This window comes from Streptomyces sp. NPDC002520 (genome assembly GCF_053595235.1).
Genome location: NZ_JBSFXG010000010.1, coordinates 232,866 through 248,954 on the forward strand (window position 1 = coordinate 232,866; position 16,089 = coordinate 248,954).

General features: G+C 69.6%; 15 protein-coding genes. 8 read left to right on the forward strand and 7 right to left on the reverse strand.

Features of this window, described 5'->3' with window-relative positions:
• Positions 1–11: 11 nt before the first annotated feature.
• The 3 genes from mhpA to ACWD5D_RS17385 are packed head-to-tail and all read right to left on the reverse strand — an operon-like array spanning position 12 to position 3,690.
• Complete coding sequence (gene mhpA / locus ACWD5D_RS17375; RefSeq protein WP_451373544.1) at positions 12–1,613, reverse strand: bifunctional 3-(3-hydroxy-phenyl)propionate/3-hydroxycinnamic acid hydroxylase MhpA; 1,602 nt, start codon at positions 1,611–1,613, stop codon at positions 12–14.
• The gene (locus ACWD5D_RS17380; protein WP_451373545.1) at positions 1,610–2,548 is read right to left on the reverse strand and encodes a fumarylacetoacetate hydrolase family protein; all 939 of its coding nucleotides are present in this window, start codon (positions 2,546–2,548) and stop codon (positions 1,610–1,612) included. Before ACWD5D_RS17380 ends, mhpA begins: the two co-directional genes overlap by 4 nt.
• A complete protein-coding gene (locus ACWD5D_RS17385) occupies positions 2,545–3,690 on the reverse strand; it encodes a VOC family protein (RefSeq protein WP_451373546.1) in 1,146 nt (381 codons plus the stop codon). The genes ACWD5D_RS17380 and ACWD5D_RS17385 overlap by 4 nt, the downstream gene beginning before the upstream one ends.
• Before the next feature lie 138 nt (positions 3,691–3,828).
• Between ACWD5D_RS17385 and ACWD5D_RS17390 the strand changes: the two genes are divergently transcribed.
• On the forward strand, positions 3,829–4,464 hold the full coding sequence (locus tag ACWD5D_RS17390; protein WP_451373547.1) for a TetR/AcrR family transcriptional regulator: 636 nt from the start codon (positions 3,829–3,831) through the stop codon (positions 4,462–4,464).
• A gap of 370 nt (positions 4,465–4,834) precedes the next feature.
• Here the strand turns inward: ACWD5D_RS17390 and ACWD5D_RS17395 are convergent, their stop codons facing one another.
• Together ACWD5D_RS17395 and ACWD5D_RS17400 are read right to left on the reverse strand one after the other, a co-directional pair.
• The gene (locus tag ACWD5D_RS17395; protein WP_451373548.1) at positions 4,835–5,566 is read right to left on the reverse strand and encodes an alpha/beta fold hydrolase; all 732 of its coding nucleotides are present in this window, start codon (positions 5,564–5,566) and stop codon (positions 4,835–4,837) included.
• Between the two features lie 286 nt (positions 5,567–5,852).
• Positions 5,853–7,172 carry a cytochrome P450 gene (locus ACWD5D_RS17400; RefSeq protein ID WP_451373565.1) on the reverse strand — a complete coding sequence of 440 codons (1,320 nt, stop codon included), beginning with the start codon at positions 7,170–7,172 and terminating at the stop codon, positions 5,853–5,855.
• A gap of 285 nt (positions 7,173–7,457) precedes the next feature.
• Here ACWD5D_RS17400 and ACWD5D_RS17405 point away from each other — a divergent pair, with 285 nt between their 5' ends.
• From ACWD5D_RS17405 to ACWD5D_RS17425, 5 genes are all read left to right on the forward strand, one after another.
• On the forward strand, positions 7,458–7,676 hold the full coding sequence (locus tag ACWD5D_RS17405; RefSeq protein WP_345047821.1) for a ferredoxin: 219 nt from the start codon (positions 7,458–7,460) through the stop codon (positions 7,674–7,676).
• Positions 7,673–9,076 carry an NAD(P)/FAD-dependent oxidoreductase gene (locus ACWD5D_RS17410; protein WP_451373549.1) on the forward strand — a complete coding sequence of 468 codons (1,404 nt, stop codon included), beginning with the start codon at positions 7,673–7,675 and terminating at the stop codon, positions 9,074–9,076. The genes ACWD5D_RS17405 and ACWD5D_RS17410 overlap by 4 nt, the downstream gene beginning before the upstream one ends.
• Before the next feature lie 56 nt (positions 9,077–9,132).
• On the forward strand, positions 9,133–10,407 hold the full coding sequence (locus ACWD5D_RS17415; RefSeq protein ID WP_451373550.1) for a cytochrome P450: 1,275 nt from the start codon (positions 9,133–9,135) through the stop codon (positions 10,405–10,407).
• A 24-nt stretch (positions 10,408–10,431) separates the two neighbouring features.
• Positions 10,432–11,475 carry an NAD(P)-dependent alcohol dehydrogenase gene (locus tag ACWD5D_RS17420; protein ID WP_451373551.1) on the forward strand — a complete coding sequence of 348 codons (1,044 nt, stop codon included), beginning with the start codon at positions 10,432–10,434 and terminating at the stop codon, positions 11,473–11,475.
• Positions 11,476–11,696: 221 nt separating this feature from the next.
• Complete coding sequence (locus tag ACWD5D_RS17425; RefSeq protein ID WP_451373552.1) at positions 11,697–12,374, forward strand: HdeD family acid-resistance protein; 678 nt, start codon at positions 11,697–11,699, stop codon at positions 12,372–12,374.
• Positions 12,375–12,547: 173 nt separating this feature from the next.
• On the opposite strand, the gene ACWD5D_RS17430 is transcribed toward ACWD5D_RS17425, so the two are convergent.
• The gene (locus tag ACWD5D_RS17430; RefSeq protein ID WP_345047813.1) at positions 12,548–12,682 is read right to left on the reverse strand and encodes a hypothetical protein; all 135 of its coding nucleotides are present in this window, start codon (positions 12,680–12,682) and stop codon (positions 12,548–12,550) included.
• A 120-nt stretch (positions 12,683–12,802) separates the two neighbouring features.
• On the reverse strand, positions 12,803–13,906 hold the full coding sequence (locus tag ACWD5D_RS17435; RefSeq protein ID WP_451373553.1) for an AI-2E family transporter: 1,104 nt from the start codon (positions 13,904–13,906) through the stop codon (positions 12,803–12,805).
• 474 nt (positions 13,907–14,380) lie between these two features.
• Between ACWD5D_RS17435 and ACWD5D_RS17440 the strand changes: the two genes are divergently transcribed.
• A complete protein-coding gene (locus ACWD5D_RS17440) occupies positions 14,381–15,172 on the forward strand; it encodes a diacylglycerol/lipid kinase family protein (protein WP_451373554.1) in 792 nt (263 codons plus the stop codon).
• 301 nt (positions 15,173–15,473) lie between these two features.
• Entirely contained in the window at positions 15,474–15,716 is a 243-nt protein-coding gene (locus ACWD5D_RS17445; protein WP_134028265.1) for a DUF5302 domain-containing protein, read from the forward strand.
• The last annotated feature ends 373 nt before the right edge of the window (positions 15,717–16,089 follow it).

Sequence of the window (16,089 nt, forward strand, 5' to 3'; positions counted from 1 at the left end):
GGTGTTCCTCGTCAGGGTGCGGGCCGGGCTTCGGCGGTGCGGCGGGCCGTGTGCAGCAGGGGAGCCCAGGCGGCGGCGTCGGTGAAGTCGCTGGTGCCGGTGGGGACGGTGTCCAGTACGACGCGGTCGGGGCGCAGCAGGACGGCGTCCGCCCGGCCGCGCGCGAGCCAGGAGGCCAGGGTGCCGTCGTCGTCCAGGTCGTCGACATGGATCACGGATGCGCCCAGGGCCGTGGCCATGCCCGTCATCCGTGCCGTGGGCGGCACGGCGGTCAGTACGGCGAATGAGTTGCCGAGGATGTCGTCGAGGCGCTCGCGCCTACCGTGGTACAGCACCCGGGGTTGTGGGCAGAAGGTGCCGGCCAGTGATCGGCCGGTCAGCCGGGGGCGGCGTCGTACCAGCGGATTTGCGGTCAGTGCGGGACTGAGGTCACGGCTCACCGCCGCTGTCACGCCGGGGATGCGGCAGGCCGCGCCCACCACGGCCCGGCGGATGGCCGCACCGCGGTCCTGGCCGCCGGTCATGGCCCAGCCGACCGCGACCGCGACACGGATCACGTGACGGGCGTGCGGCTTGCGCTCCTGCTGGTAGGTGTCCAGCAGTCGGTCGTCCGCACCCTGCTGAAGGGCGCGGGCGAGTTTCCAGGTGAGGTTTCGGGCGTCGCGCAGGCCCGCGCAGAGGCCCTGCCCGATGAAGGGCGGGGTGAGGTGGGCGGCGTCGCCCAGCAGGAATACGCGCCCCTGGCGCCAGCGGTCGGCGAGGCGGGCCCGGAAGGTGTACCGCGCCTGCCGGATCACCTCGAAGTCGTCGCCCCCGTGGCCAGCGGGCGGCATGTCGACCCAGGGGGCGACCAGCTCGTGCAACTGCTTCAGCCCTTCCGGGCCGTCCAGGGACTCGCCGTCGGCCAGCCGGAACTCCCATCGGTAGCGGTCCTCGCCGACTCGCATGAAGGTGGCCGGCCGGGTGGGGCAGCAGATCTGCTCGGCTCCTTCCCAGGTGCGTACCGGGAGGCTGGTGCGTACGTCGATGACCCGCCAGCTCTCCTCGAAGTGCAGGTCCTCCCAGTCGGCGCCGATGGCTTCGCGGGTGACGCTGCCCGCGCCGTCGCAGCCCAGGACCGCATCGGCCCACAGGTGCTCCTCCTCGTCGCTTCCGTCGCGGCGGAAGGTCACCCGCACCGGAGCCGTACCGTCGGTGGGCGGGGTGACGGACACGACCTCCACCCCGCCCCACAGCTCACACTCCGGGCGGCGCGCCAGAGCTTCGCGCAGCAGACGCTCCAGCTCCGGCTGGTCGAACATGCTGGTCTGCGGGAAGCCGTGGTGGCCCTGCAGGGACCGCGGGAACTCGGCGATCACGCGGCGCCGGGCGTCCAGCAGCCGCAGGCCCGGCGCCGGGCGCGAGACGGCGGCGAACTCCTCGTGGACACCGACACTCTGCAGGATCCGCCGGACCTCGTCGTCCACGACGACGGCGCGCGGCAGGGGGTAGATGTCCCGGTGGCGTTCGAGGAGCAGACTGGGCATTCCTTGCCGGGCGAGCAGGAGCGCGGCCGTGACTCCGACGGGTCCCGCACCGATGATGACCACCGGCCTCCGGGCCTCGGCGCTCACCTCGCGTCCGCCACGGTGGTCCGCTGCTCGCCCAGGTCGATCCGCCCCTCTGGCGTGGCGATGGTGGCGGTGACGAGGTCACCGTCGCGCAGGTAGAGGGGGTTCTTGGCCTGGCCGTTGAAGAACGCCTTCCACTTCAGCGCGGGCGGCAGCAGGACGGCGATCTTCTCGACCGGCTTCGGCGGGGCCTTCAGGGCGGTGCCGCCGGGCGTACCGGTCAGCAGCAGGTCACCCGGGTCGAGGGTCTGGAAGCGGGCGAGCAGGGTGAGCGCCTGCGCGGGCCGCACGATCATGTCGGCGAGCGTGCGGTCCTGGCGCGGTACGCCGTTGACGTTCAGCCGCAGCCGCAGGTCCAGCAGATGGGCGAAGTCCTCGGGCTCCAGCAGAGCCAGGTACGGGCCCGTCGGCGTGAAGGTCGGATAGGACTTGCTCTCGTAGAACTGCGTCTTGGTCAGCTGGACGTCGCGGGCGCTGACGTCGTTGGTCAGGACCAGGCCGGCTACGTAGCGTGGCAGGTCCTGCTCCTCGACGACGGTGCCCACCGGCAGGGGTGCGCCCATGACGAGGCCGAGTTCCACCTCGTAGTCGAGGAACTTCACGTGCGACGGGCGGACGATCCTGTCATGGGGGCCGCTGACCGAGCCGGACGCCTTGCGGAAGAAGGTGGGCGGGATATCGCCGGTGAAACCCGAATCCTTGGCGTGGCTGCGGTAGTTGACCATCTGGGCGACCACCCGGCAGGGGGTGGTGACCGGCGGCAGCGCGACCAGGTCGGCGACGGGCGTGCCGCTGTCGGTGGAGGCGGCGGCTTCGCGGACCGCGTCCCGGTCGGCGAGCAGTTCCGCGGTGGTGACGGCCTTGGTGTCGATGCGGACGGCCCGCTCGTCGCGGACGACCCACCAGCCGTCGGTGGTGCGCAGAACGTTGGTGCTCATGAGCTCATCGCTTTCATCAGGCCCAGCAGGCGTGCGGGGTCGAGTTCGTTGTCGCCGCGCAGGGCCGTCATGACCTCGCGCAGCTTGGCGGGGGAGGGGCTGGCGCCCAGGAAGTCGCGGGTGACCGGCGGGCCCCACTGGGCCAGGCCGCTCGCCGACATCGGCGCCCACCCGGGCTCGAGGTCGCAGGAGAAGAGGTCGCCGTCGGCGAAGTGCTCCAGCATGAAGTGGTCGGGGTCGCGCCAGTAGTCGAAGAGCTGGCTGCCCTGGATGTGCCGGCCGATTCCCCAGCTGCGCTTGTATCCGCGCTCGGCGAGGTACTCGCCGCCGGCGGCGATCGAGTCGAGGTCGGTGACCTGGTAGGCGGAGTGGACATAGCCGGTGCCCGGCCCGAGGTGCAGGGCGAGCGTGTGGTGATCGACCGCCAAGCTGCCCTGGTCACAACGGATGAACGCCATGGTCGGTCCGCGATGGCGCTGCCCGTCCAGAAACAGGAAATCGGACACGATCATCCCCAGGGTGTCCAGGTACCAGTCCAAGGTGCGGGCGAACACTCTTGTCTCCAGCACCACATGACCGAGGCGCTGAATGCGCGACGGCTCGCGCGGGGGTCGCTGGGTGGTGTTCGTACGGCGGTGCTCGGCGCCGGTGTTGAGGATCAGCGGCTGCTGCTCGGGCAGCGCGGGCAGCTGCTCGCCGCAGTGCACGACCCGGACCGGGAAGCCGGAAGGGTCGAGCAGGGCGACCGCCTGTCCGCCACCGGGTACGTCGATGTCACGGACGTCACTGCCGGTCGTCCGGGCCAGCCGGTCGAGGTCGGCCCGTTCGGCCGCGCGGAACGCTGGCCCGACGAAGCGGGACGCATGCCCACGCCGGATGACCATGCAGGGTGGGCCCGCGAAAGTGCCGCGCAGCCACAGCGCCTCCTCGGTGCGGGCGGCGATCGCGAACCCGAAGTCGCGGGCAAACACCTCGGCCCGGTCCAGGTCCGGCTTCTCGAACTCCAGCCAGGCCAGGTCGGCCACCTTGATGACGAGGTTTCTCGCTCGTCCGGGGTGTTCACCGCGCAGGGCGCCCAGCTCGCTGTGGAGATCTTGGTGGGGCGTCTGCAGATCGGCCCTGTCAACGGAGATGTGGGACATGGTGCCCTCCAAGCAACACTGCCGTAATGAGGAAATCATCAACTTTGCCGTTGCTCATCGTCAATAGAGCAGACCCAAAGAATTGAGAGAATCATCAGTCATGGGGGTGTCATCGGCACGGTTGTTACACTCGGTCGTATGCCGACGTCAGCCCCGCCCCGCAACCGCTTCGAACGGCGCCGCGCCGAGACCCGTCAGGCACTCATCCGTGCGGCGCGGCAGATCCTCGCGGAGACCGGGGACACCAGCGCCAGCATCCAGGCCATCGCCGAGCGCGCCGACGTCGGTTTCGGCTCCTTCTACAACCACTTCGAGTCCAAGACGGAACTGTTCGACGCCGCCGTGACGGACGCCCTGGAGGAGTTCGGTCAGGTCATCGACGAGCATGTGGAAGGCATCGACGACCCCGCCGAGCTCGTCGCTGCGGGTTTCCGCCTCACCGCACGGATGGCGGACTCACACCCCGAACTCATGCGGATCCTGCGCGACCGCGGCCTGGCCCACATCCACTCCGACCGCGGCCTGTCGCCACGAGCGCTTCGTGACCTGGAACGCGGCATCGCCTCGGGACGCTTCACCGGCACCGATCCGACCACGGCCCTGTCCGCTCTGGGCGGGACCCTGCTGTCCCTGGTGGCGCTGAGGCTGGCCCGCCCCGACCTCGACGGCGACGAGGCCGCCTCCGACCTCGCGGCGATGGTCCTGCGCATGCTGGGCCTTCGTCCGGAGGACGCGCACGAGGTCACCCGGCGCCCGCTGCCGGGCCTCGGCTGAAGAGCCGGTGGGACCTGCGCCGCGGGCCAAGGCGCGGTGGGCCTCGTACGGCGGCACCGTCGCCCTGCAAGCCGGGCCACAGCGAGACACGATGCGGTGGACACCGGTTGCACGGGGCGGCCCCTGCCTGCGGACCCGATCGCCTCCGGTGGCATCCGCCCGGATCCACGGTGCTGTCGCCAGTCGGATCCGTCGCGATATCGGTCAAGGGCCCGCGGCGGTGGCCATGATCATCGACCTCTCAGTCGGAGCGCCCGCCCCGCTCGGCGGTATGCACGGCGGTGCGGTGGCCCTCCCGTGTGACTCTGGCGGCCTGGCGCCAGTGCCGCCAGAGGCATTGCCCAGGGGCGTGCTTGTCGGGGCGTGCCAGTCACCCCCGTGAGCTGCTCCACTGCTCCTCGAGGGCCGCGGCGACCTCGGCCGGCTTCTGGATCGGCGTCCAGTGGCTGCTGTCGAGCCTCAGGAAACGGGTGGCGCGCACGGAAGCGGCCATCTTCTCGCCGAACTCGACGGGGCAGACCGGGTCGAGCGCCCCCCAGAACACCAGGGACGGTCCGGCCAGGTTCGCCAGATCCGGTTCCCACTCCGCACCGACCGTCAAGGCGGAACGGTATAGCTTGAGAATGCTGTTGCGCATGGTCTCGTCCACGCGGCCGGCTGTCTGTTCGGCCAGCTCAGCCGGGATCTGGAGATTGTCGGTCAGGTCCCTGGCGAACGCGCCGGCGTCGTACTCCTTGGCCCAGCGGTCGCCCGCGACGGGGTCCTGCCACAGCTTGGCCAGCGGATGCCAGTCGTACTCGGCGCTGACCGGACCGTTGCTGCCGGCCCACGTGCGGATCAGGTCCGGCCGTACGGAAGCCACGCGCGCGGTGAGGAGGCAGCCCCAGTCGTGGCCGACCAGGTCGACGGGCTCGCCGAGTGCCTCCAACCGCTCGATGAGCCAGGAGACGTATTCCTCCTTGGTGCAGTGGAAGCCCTCGGGTCGCGGCGAACCGAAACCGGGCAGGTCCCAAGCCTCAACGTCGCTGCGGGTCAGGTGCTGGCGCACGCCGTCCCACACATGGTGGGTGTCGGGTACGCCGTGGATCAGAATGGCAGGCATGAATGAACTCCTACAGGGGGTGGATCTCCGGACAGAAGTGGAGCGACGACTCAGGGAGGAGGGGGAATGGGGACGCAGAGGGCGGCGTCGGGTCACCGAGGCGTAACGCTCAAGGAGCATGGGCCTGGGCCAGGCACCGCCCCCTCGGGACCGGCTGACCGCGCAGGTGGATGGTGAACTGGCCGCAGCGTATGAGTCCGGGGCATGAGAGTGGACGCTTGGACGCGCCGCCTCTACGCCTGCCCGAGGGGGCCCCAGTGGCCAGGCAGCGTTCCGGGAGTCGCCCTTACTCGCGCAACACGGCTCGAACCCGGCGCGATGCGATGTGTGGTGCCACTCCGGCGGCGACGAGGAACGCGGTCGCCGCAGCCTCACCCGCAGGGTCCGCCCAGGCAGAGGCGGCGTTCTCCTCAGCGAGGGCCAGCATCAGGGCTTCCAGCGCCTGGGCGAGGATGGGCGCGGGGACGTGGTGCGCGAACACGCCTTCGTTCTGGCCACGTCGTATGGCCGCCACGGCCTCTTCGCGAGCGGGTGCCAGGGTGGCCCACAGGTTGTCCATCCAGCGGGAGGCCATGCCGTCGAAGTCGCCGGCGGCGTCCGCGATACCGCGCTCGACTACCGGGGTGGCGCCGGCGGCCAGCAGACCTTCCTCGATCCGCTTGGGGAATGCCTGGTAGGTGGCCACCCACTGGGTGTTGCCGGCGCCCAGCAGCGCGAGCCGCACGTCCGCCAGCGAGCCCTCGGGCAGCCCGGCGGCGAGTAGGTCGTCGAAGCGCTGGGCGTTGTCGGGCGCCTTGCCGTTGTAGCTGGCGGCGACGACGGTGAGCAGGCCCTCGGTGGGCAGGTTGTCGCCCAGCTCGTCCAGGCTGACGAGGGTGGTGCCGAAGCCGGAGCGCTCGCCGCGGTCGGCGATGGTGCGGGCCAGGTCCTCGCACGAGCCGAGGCTGGAGCCGTAGGCGACGGTCAGGTTCACACCGACACCGCTGACCGCTGCCTGCGCCTGCGTGTCGCCGGTCTGCAGGTCCGCGGCGCCAAAGACGGTCCGCTCGTGCTCCTGACGGCGACGGACGATCAGCTCGAAGTTGCCGGGCTTGCGCGTCAACGCCTCCCGCACGTCCATCTTGTAGTCGCTGGTGTCCGAGAGCTTGAACTTCTGCAGCACCAGCGCCAGGGCCAGCCGGGCCTCGGTGAGCGCGAACTGCCGGCCGATGCAGGCACGCACACCGTTGCCGAACGGCTTGTAGGCGTGCGGGTGCTGCTGGGCCCGGTTCTCCGGCAGCCACCGGTCGATGTCGAACTCGTCGGGACGCTCCCACGCCTTGGGGTGGGTGTGCAGGGGACCCTCGAGGATGTTGACCCGCGTGCCCTTCTTGAGAAGGTGGCGGCCACCGATGACGGTGTCCTCCAGCGGGGCCTTGCCGAACGCCGGGATGGGAGCCCACAGGCGCAGGGTCTCGTCCAGGAGTCGGGCTGGCCGGACGGCGGGACGGCGGCTGGAGCGGGACCTGGCGATCGGTGGTGACCGGCCCGGAGATCGCCTCAGCCCGGGGAGTGAGGGCTCGAAGTCACGGATGCATCCAGTTCGCCGCAGTGGCGGGTTTGCGATCGCCGGAAGGCGGGACGACCATTTCTATTAGGGCCGTACCGACCAGGGCGCACCCTGATGCCGACGTCGAGGATGTATCGCCCTCTGCCGGCTGTGCCGCTCACAGCCGAGCGAGCGCCACCGCAAAGGCTGCGGCGCAGCGAACAGGACCGAACGGCCTGTCGGCGGCGACGGGTGGGACATCCAGCCCCGCCGCCAGACGGGGGGCTTGAGAAGCACCCCCAGCTTCGTGACCCGGGTCGATGGTCGCCGTGGGGCGGTAGGCAGAACGGAAGGAGCCTGCCCATGCGGATCGTCGTGGACCTGAATCGCTGCCAGGGATACGCGCAATGCGTGTACCTGGCGCATGAGGTCTTCAGGTTGAACGGTCAGGAGGCGCTCACCTATGAGCCGAACCCCGATGACGAGCGGCGCCTGCAGGTCGAGCGAGCCGCTGCGGCGTGTCCGGTGCAGGCGATCGTCATCGACCGCGTGGACGGCGCGGAGCGGGGCGAGACGTCATGACCTTGAGGGCAACGGTCGCGGAGCTGGTGCGCGAGTTCCGGGCGAGCGGCCGGATCGTCATCGTGGGTGCCTCCCTGGCCGGGCTGCGGGCCGCGGAGACCCTGCGTGAGGAGGGCTTCACCGGTTCTCTGACCATCATCGGGGACGAGCCGTACGAGCCCTACGACCGTCCGCCGCTGTCCAAGCAGGTGCTCAAGGGCTGGGTGCCGGCCGACCACACGAAGCTGCCCCGCATGCGAGAAGTGGATGCGGACTGGCGGCTCGGGGTGGCCGCCGTCGGACTGGACCGCGTGACCAAGCAGGTGTCCCTGGCCGACGGGGAGCAGGTTCCGTACGACCGGTTGCTGATCGCCACGGGCACCCGCGCGCGGCAGTGGCCGAACCCGGCCGAGGCCGCCCTGCACGGTGTCCACACGATTCGTTCGCGTGACGATGCGGAGCAATTGCAAAAGGCGCTGGCCGAGCCGCCGTCGCGGGTCCTGGTCATCGGCGCCGGGTTCATCGGCTCGGAAGTGGCCTCCGTCTGCCGGGAGCTCGACATCCCGGTGACCGTCGTCGAGCGGGGTTCGGCGCCGCTGGTCGGCGCGCTCGGCGGGGTGATCGGCGAGATCGCCGCGCAGATGCAGCGCGAGCACGGCGTGGACCTGCGCTGCGGGCTGGGCGTGTCGTCGCTGGAGGGCGACTCCGGCGGTCACGTGCGGCGTGCGCATCTGTCCGACGGATCCACCGTCGACGCCGACGTGGTGGTGGCCTCGCTCGGGTCGATCCGCAACGTGGAGTGGCTGGACGGCTCGGGGCTGGCGGCCGGCTTCTGGGGCGTCGGGTGCGATGCCGGTGGTCGTGCCTTCGACATCAACGGCGTGGTCACCGACAGCGTCTACGTGGCAGGTGACGTGGCGCGTGCGCCGCATGTGCTGTACGAGTACCAGTTCCTGGCGATGGAGCACTGGGACAACGCCGTTCTCGGCGCCGAGGTCGCGGCGCACAACATGGTGAACCTCGAGCCCCACTATCGTCCGCATCTGCTGCTGCCCGGCTTCTGGTCCGGTCAGTTCGGTGTGAACATCAAGTCCGTCGGTGTGCCGCCCTTCGGCGAGGAGATCGTCTTCACTCAAGGGTCCGTGTCGGACCGGCATTTCGCCGCCGCCTACGGCCGCCGGGGCCGCATCGTCGCGGCCGTCACCTTCGATCACGGCAAGTGGCTGGAGTACTACGGGAAGCTGATCGAGCGATCCGGTCCGTTCCCGCCTCCGCCACCGGGCTGGGACCAGCCGGACGACATGAAGCCGGTGCCGGCCGAGTTCCCGGACCCAAGGGTCCCGACGGCGATCCCCGACGTCGTCCTGACCGGACACGCCCCGAGCGAGCGGACGGCCGAGTTCCGGCCGCGCCGCCACTGACGCGCTCGTCGGGGCAAGGCGGACAGCATCGACTAGAGAAGAGGGAGTGGAGCCTCGTGGTCGAGGAAACCCCCTGGCAGCAGGCCCTCCGCTACGCCAACCGCGCCAACCCGTACCCGTTCTACGAGGAACTGCGCAAGACACCGGTGGCGCGGCAGCCGGACGGTACCTATGTCGTCAGTACCTACCGGGAGATCGTCGCGCTGCTGCACGACCCCCGGGTCAGCTCGGACCCACGCAAGTGCCCCGGCCCGGTCGCGGCCCCGTCCGATCGATCGGCGGAGGCGGAGGCCGAGCCGATCACGGAGGCGGTCATCTCTTTGGAGCCGAACATCATCACCCAGGATCCACCCGAGCACGATCGAGACCGCCGGATGATGATGCCGCATTTCGTCGGCCCTCCCCATTCCCCTCACCTGATCTCCGACCTTGAACCCGACATCCGCCGCATCGTGACCAGGCTCCTGGACGACATGCGGGGCAAGACCCGGATCGACGCCGTCGACGACTTCGCCTACCCACTGCCGGTGACCGTGATCTGCAAGGTCCTGGGCGTGCCGCTGGAGGACGAGCCACGCTTCCACCAGTGGATCGAAACGGCCCTGGACGCTTTGGACTTCGGCCCCGAGGCCGCCTCCGAAGAGATGCAGAGCCGACTGGCCGGGGGCCGCCAGGCCGTGCAGGAGTTCGGGCAGTTCGCAGCCGAGCTGCTCCACCGGTACGCCCGGCAGCCCGGCCCGGGCATGCTCTCCGCGCTGGTGAACGAGGACGGCTCGGAGGGGCGGATGTCCAAGGGTGTGCTCGCGAGCAACGCCCTGCTCCTGATCTTCGCGGGGCACGAAACCACGGTCAACCTCATCGCCCACAGCGTGCTCACCCTGCTGCGCCATCCCGAGGCGCTGGAAAAGCTGCGCCGCCGACCAGAGTTGATCGTGCCCGCGGTGGAGGAGCTGTTGCGCTTCGAGTCGTCGGTCCAGTTCTGGCACACCCGCTCGGCCGTGGAGGACATCGACATCGCGGACACCACCATCCCGATGGGGGCGCCCATCTTCCTGGCGTACGGCTCGGCGAACCGCGACCCGGAACGGTTCACCGACCCCGACGAACTCGACCTCGAACGCCGCGACAACCAGCACCTCGGATTCAGCCAGGGCGTCCACTTCTGCTTCGGCGCCCCGCTCGCGCGGCTCGAGGTCCAGATTGCGGTCGGCGAGTTCGTCCGCCGGGTGCAGAATCCCCGGCTGGTCAAGGACCCGCCGTCGTATCGGCACAACCAGATCTTCCGCGGCCCGCGACACGTCCTCGTCGACATCGACGGCATCCGCGACTGACCAGCGTTTGCGTAAAGGATCGCCATGCGGGCCTTTCAACTCGTCGGTTGGCGGCAACCGCCCGAGCTGCGCGAGGTGCCAGTACCCGAGCCCGGCCCGGGGCAGGTCCTGGTGAAGGTCGCCGGTGCCGGTGCCTGTCACTCCGATCTGCACATCATGCAGGCACCCGAACCGCTCCACGGCTTTACGGCCCCGCCCTTCACGCTCGGCCATGAGAACGCGGGATGGGTGGAACGGCTGGGACCGGGCGTCACCGGTTTCGAGCCGGGAGACGCTGTAATCGTCTACGGCTCCTGGGGCTGCGGCATCTGCACCAACTGCCGCCAGGGCCAGGAGAACTACTGCCAGAACCTCGGTGGTCAGGGCCCGGGCCTCGGCGGTGGTCACGACGGCGGCATGGCCGAGTACCTGCTGGTCCCGGCGGCGCGCTACCTGATTCCGCTCGGCGCCCTCGACCCGCGCCAGGCCGCCCCCCTCAGTGATGCCGGGCTGACCAGCTATCACGCCGTGAAGCGGTCGCTGCACCTGCTGGGACCGGGCTCGACCGCGGTCGTGATCGGGGCCGGCGGTCTGGGCCAGATGACCATCCAGATTCTGCGCGCGCTCAGCGCTGCGACCACCGTCGTCGCCGTGGACACCGACGCCGGCAAGCTGGAGACCGCCAAGCGCATGGGTGCCGACGAGGCTCTGCTCTCGGGTGACGAGGCGGTGACCTGCATCATGGACATGACGGGGAAACAGGGCGCCCAGCTCGTGCTGGACATGGTCGGCATCGACCCGACGCTGCGGATGGCCGCTCAGGTGGCCAGGATCCTCGGCCACCTGACCATCGTCGGACTCGGCGGCGGAGCCCTGCCCGTCAACTTCTCCAGCCCGCCGCACGAGTGCTCGGTCGCCTCCCCCTACTGGGGCTCCCTCACCGAACTGATGGATGTGATCACGCTCGCCCAGCAGGAGAGGATCAATGTGCTGGTCGAGCACTTCCCCCTGCAACGCGCCGACGAGGCTTACCAGCTCCTGCACGACGGCAGGATCCAAGGACGCGCCGTCATCAGTCCCCACGCGTGAATGCGGTCGTCAACGCGAACGGACACCGCGACTGTGTCTGGCCGCCGGCATCCGGGAGGTCCGGCGAAAACGCCCCCGGCTCCCGCAGGACGGAGGAGCTTGCTCGGACTACCTCATGCGCCACGGACCCTCGCCCTTCCCACCGAGCGGCATGAGGCTGATCGGGTGACGATGGACATGTAGTGACGTGACCACGCTGCTCACAGAAGGAGGTAGGTGCCATGACATCTCCTTCCGATTCCCCCGGTTCCGTTCCGCCACGTGGCACCGAACCACGAGAGGGCCCTGCGGCCGAAGGTATGGCCGCCCTGGCGAACATGGGCTGGCAGTTCCTGCTCACCATGGGCCTCGCCACCATCGCCCTGGGCGTCATCGCCCTGGTATGGCCGGGCGAGACGCTCCGCGTCGTCGGCGTGCTCTTCGGCGTCTACCTGCTGGCCACTGGTGTCTTCCAGCTCGCCGCCGCCTTCGGCACCCACGTCCCCCGGCATCTTCGGGTACTGCACTTCGTCACCGGCGCGGCCTCCATTCTGCTGGGACTGATCTGCTTCCGGGGACCCCTGGAGTCACTTTTTCTGCTGGCCCTGTGGATCGGCTTCAGCTGGCTGCTTCGGGGCACCTTGGAGACGGTCGCGGCGGCCTCCGATGAGACCATGCCGGCCCGTGGCTGGCACGTGGCCTTCGGCATCATCGGCACCATGGCCGGCATCGTGATGATCGTCATGCCGTTCGCCTCCATCGCGACCCTCACGCTGGTGGTGGGTGTGATGGCCATCGTCGTCGGCCTGACCGAGGTGGTCCGTGCCATCAGGACACGCGTCGAGATCGGCCATCTGGCCGCTGGCACCGCTCCTCAGCGGCGCCCCCTGTTCCACGCACGAGCGCACCCCCAGCACTGATCGGCGGAGCCGGATCGGCCCGACGCGGCGAGCGGCGACATCGCGCCACCTCCGCGGGTCGTCGGCCGGCGAACGGTCCTTCGCGCGCATCGTGCGGCGCGGCTGTGATGGCGACGCTGGCGTCGTGCTGCGTGCTCAACTGGGCGGGGCGATCTCGGACGTCGGCTCATTCATCAGGGCGGCAGGCGGCAGCCGAGGTACTCGGTCAGTCCGACGTCCGGGTCCCGCTCGAACACTGACCAGGTGAGGGCGATCAGCAGGCCGCTCTCACACCGGGTCTTCGCTGTCTGCCAGGTCTGTCCGTTCAAGCTGTGCCCTGCAAGCCCGACCGGCCCGTCGACGATCTTTCGCCTGACGAGGAAAGGCGCAGGCGTCGACCTGGGCGAACACCTCGCTGCGCGCGTGTGGCGGCCGGATTCCAGGGGCCGTCATCCGGGGGCGTCGGACCGTTCGGAGTTCTCGGGGCTGTCGTCTGCCCGTATCGGCAGTCCCAGTGACCGACCGCCGCGATGAGCCCAGAGGTCACCGAGGACGACCTGGATGATGCCGGTGACGGGAATCGCCAGCAGGGCACCTAGGATCCCGGCGACTTCGGCGGCGATCAGGGTGGCCAGCAGCACGGTGAGGGGGTTGAGTTTCACGGTCCGGGACAGGATGACCGGTTGCAGGAGGTGATTCTCGGCCTGCTGATAGACGATGAAGAAGACGATGGCTCCGATGCCGGCCGGCAGGGAGTGGACGAACGCCACCGCGGAGGCGACGACAGCTCCTATGGTGGCCCCCACCAGGGGAATGAGGTCGGTCACGGCGACGAAGACGGCCAGCAGGCCGGCGAACGGCACTCCGGAAACCAGCAGCACGACGTAGGTCAGAAGCCCGCAGATGACGCTGATCAGCAAGTTCCCCGTCAGATAGCCGTTCACGGTACGGGCGCACGCGGCTCCGACGCGGCGTATGCGGGCCGCGGGCGCCTCGTCCACGAAGGCCAGGGACCGGTCTATGGCCCTGGGGCCCTCCAACACCATCAGATAGGCCAGCACGAAGATGGTGAGAGCGCCTGCCGCGGTGCTCGCGGCACCACGGAGGAACTTCGCGACGGGCGTGCTCAGACCGGTGGCGAACGCGCGGATCTGCGCCTGATGGTGCTGGGCATACTGCAGAGCGTGCGTCCGCTCCAGCAGGTTGCCGACTGGCCCACGGCCGACCTGGGCGTCCTTGATCAACGCGGGCAGGCGACCGGCGAACCGGCTGCCCTCCTGGGCCAGGGGGATGACGAACAGGGCGACCACCGCGACGACGGCCGCGGCCGCGGCCAGGAAGACCAGCAAGGTGGCCACCGACCGTCGGCACCGTGGCACCCGTCGCTGTAGCGCTTCGACCGCTGGATGAAGGGAGACGGCCAGGAACAACGCGATGACCGCCCAGATCAGGACCTGGCGAGCCTGGACCACCAACTCGAGTGCGACGTAGGTGGCGAGCACCAGACCGATGGTGGCGAGGATGGTTCGCACCGGAACCGGACGCGGCGCCATGGGCGTCGGGTGCCCAGCCCCGGTCACGGGAAAACGAGGAGACCTCCTCGACCGGTGTACTTCCCTGCCCTGTCGCACCTGACGCGCACCGCAGTGTGGACGACAAGCGCACCGTAGTGAGCAGACACCGCTGGATCCCGGGTGCGGATCCCCAGGCCGAGCTGCAAGCTGATGCCGTAAGCCGTATCTGTCGAAGGAAGTGTCATGGTGGCGGTGGCCGCAGGCGCGATCGCCGGACCGTCGGCCCGGTGGGGGACGGAGCCGTCAGCTGCGGGCGTGATCGTGGCAGTCCTGTTGTCGCCAGTGAGCTGCGCCCGGCTGATGCATGCGACTTTCGGGTACGCGCCGTGAGCGAGAACGCGGCGCGGCCGACGACCGGCGCGCGGCGGCCCTGTCTGATCGTGAATCCGCGTTCGGGTGGAGGGAAGGCGAGCCGGTTCCGGATCGCGGAACGCCCGCACGCTCGGAGCCCAGGTGTTCCTGATCGATCATTCCCTGCCCCAGGATCTGGCGAGTGTCGTCCGACGTGCGGTGGACGACGGCGCGGATCTGCTGGGTGTGGCAGGCGGAGACGGTACCCAGGCGCTTGTCGCCGATGTGGCCGCGGAGAGCGGCCTGCCCTTCGTGGTCATTCCGGCGGGTACCCGCAACCACTTCGCCATGGATCTCGGCCTGGACCGTGAGGATCCTTCGGCCGCGCTGGAGGCCCTCACGGACGGCGTCGAGCTGCGCGTGGATCTGGGGTACGCAGGCGAGCGGGTCTTCGTCAACAACGTCTCGTTCGGTGCTTATGCCGCCCTGGTGCAGGACCCGGCTTATCGGGACGAATTCCTGGCCCGCCACGAGGGCCCGGAGCTGGTGGTCCGTACCGGGCTGCTTACCGTGGACGGGCCGGATGCCGTACTGGTGAGCAACAACCCATACCAAGTGGATGACCCGGCCGGGCCGGGCAGGCGGGCACACCTCGACTCCGGTCTCCTGGGAGTACTGGCCGTCAGGGCGGAGACGCCCGCCGAAACGGCCACGAGGCTGCGCAGCGGACAACCGCACGGCCTCACCCGTCTCGCCACGCCTGACGACGTCGTCGTCTACGCCGACGTCCCGGCCCTCCCCGCCGGGCTGGACGGCGAAGCCGTCAGCCTGCCGACCCCCGTGCGGTGCCGCATCAGTCCTAGGGCCCTGCGGGTATGGGTTCCCCGGCATCGTCCCGGCGCCCAGTCCGCCGGGCGACCGCCAGGGTGGGCCACCATCCGGCGGGTGGTCTGAGCCTCAGGGAGCCGCGCTCACCCGCCGTGCATGCTCCGCGGAACCCGCTGCTCGTCCGTTCACCTGGAGATCCGTGAGCTGGAGCCCACGCGGCTGATTTTTCGATCACCTGTGAAGGTCTTGACGTCCAAGCCCTTACGTCTGATGATTTCATCAGGAATGGGCAATTTGCTACGAAGTCAACGCCTTTGGCCGCGAGAGGGATACCCGCCGAAACGGAGCAGAATGATGTTGCCGGCGCCTCGCACTGCGCCCAGCATGACAAGCTGTGCTTGCCCACCCCCGAACCCAGGAGATCACCATGACCGCAGAGCCCGTATCTACGGAAGGTTCGGAGCCGGCTGCCCCCGAGACGTCCCCTCTGGAGCCGGACAGCGACGGCAACTATGACCTCAAGCGCAAGTTCCGCGAAGCCCTGGCGCGCAAGCGCGGTGCGCAGGCGGACGCCGCTGATATTGCCGCCAAGTCCGATGCGTCGAAGGTGCGTTCGGCGCACGGCCCGGCTGCGAGCCAGCGGTCGTTCAGGCGCAAGAGTGGCGGCTGAGTCGATGAGTCCCGCGATCTAACCGCTTCACCGGCACTCGCGCTATCCACTCGCGCGTCCCGTCCAGTGGCCCGCGACGTGCGCATGCCCGTGTGCGCGTCGCGGGCGGGCGTAGCCGGCGGACTCGCCTGAGGGAATGGCCCAGATGCGGTTGGCTCAGGTCGGTGGCGCCGCCGAACTGGAATTCCGGGATGAGAGCACTGCCTTGTCCGAGGGTACGAGGCCGGTGTTGCGCGCCTTGCGTGCCCCTTTACCGCTTTGAAGGCTCCCCTCCCTGAAGGACTCCGTTGGAAAATGAGCAAACGGGCGGCGTCGGCTTGCTGGGGTCGGCATGATCGTTCTGTTCGTCGGAGCGAGGGGTGGGCTGAGTGTC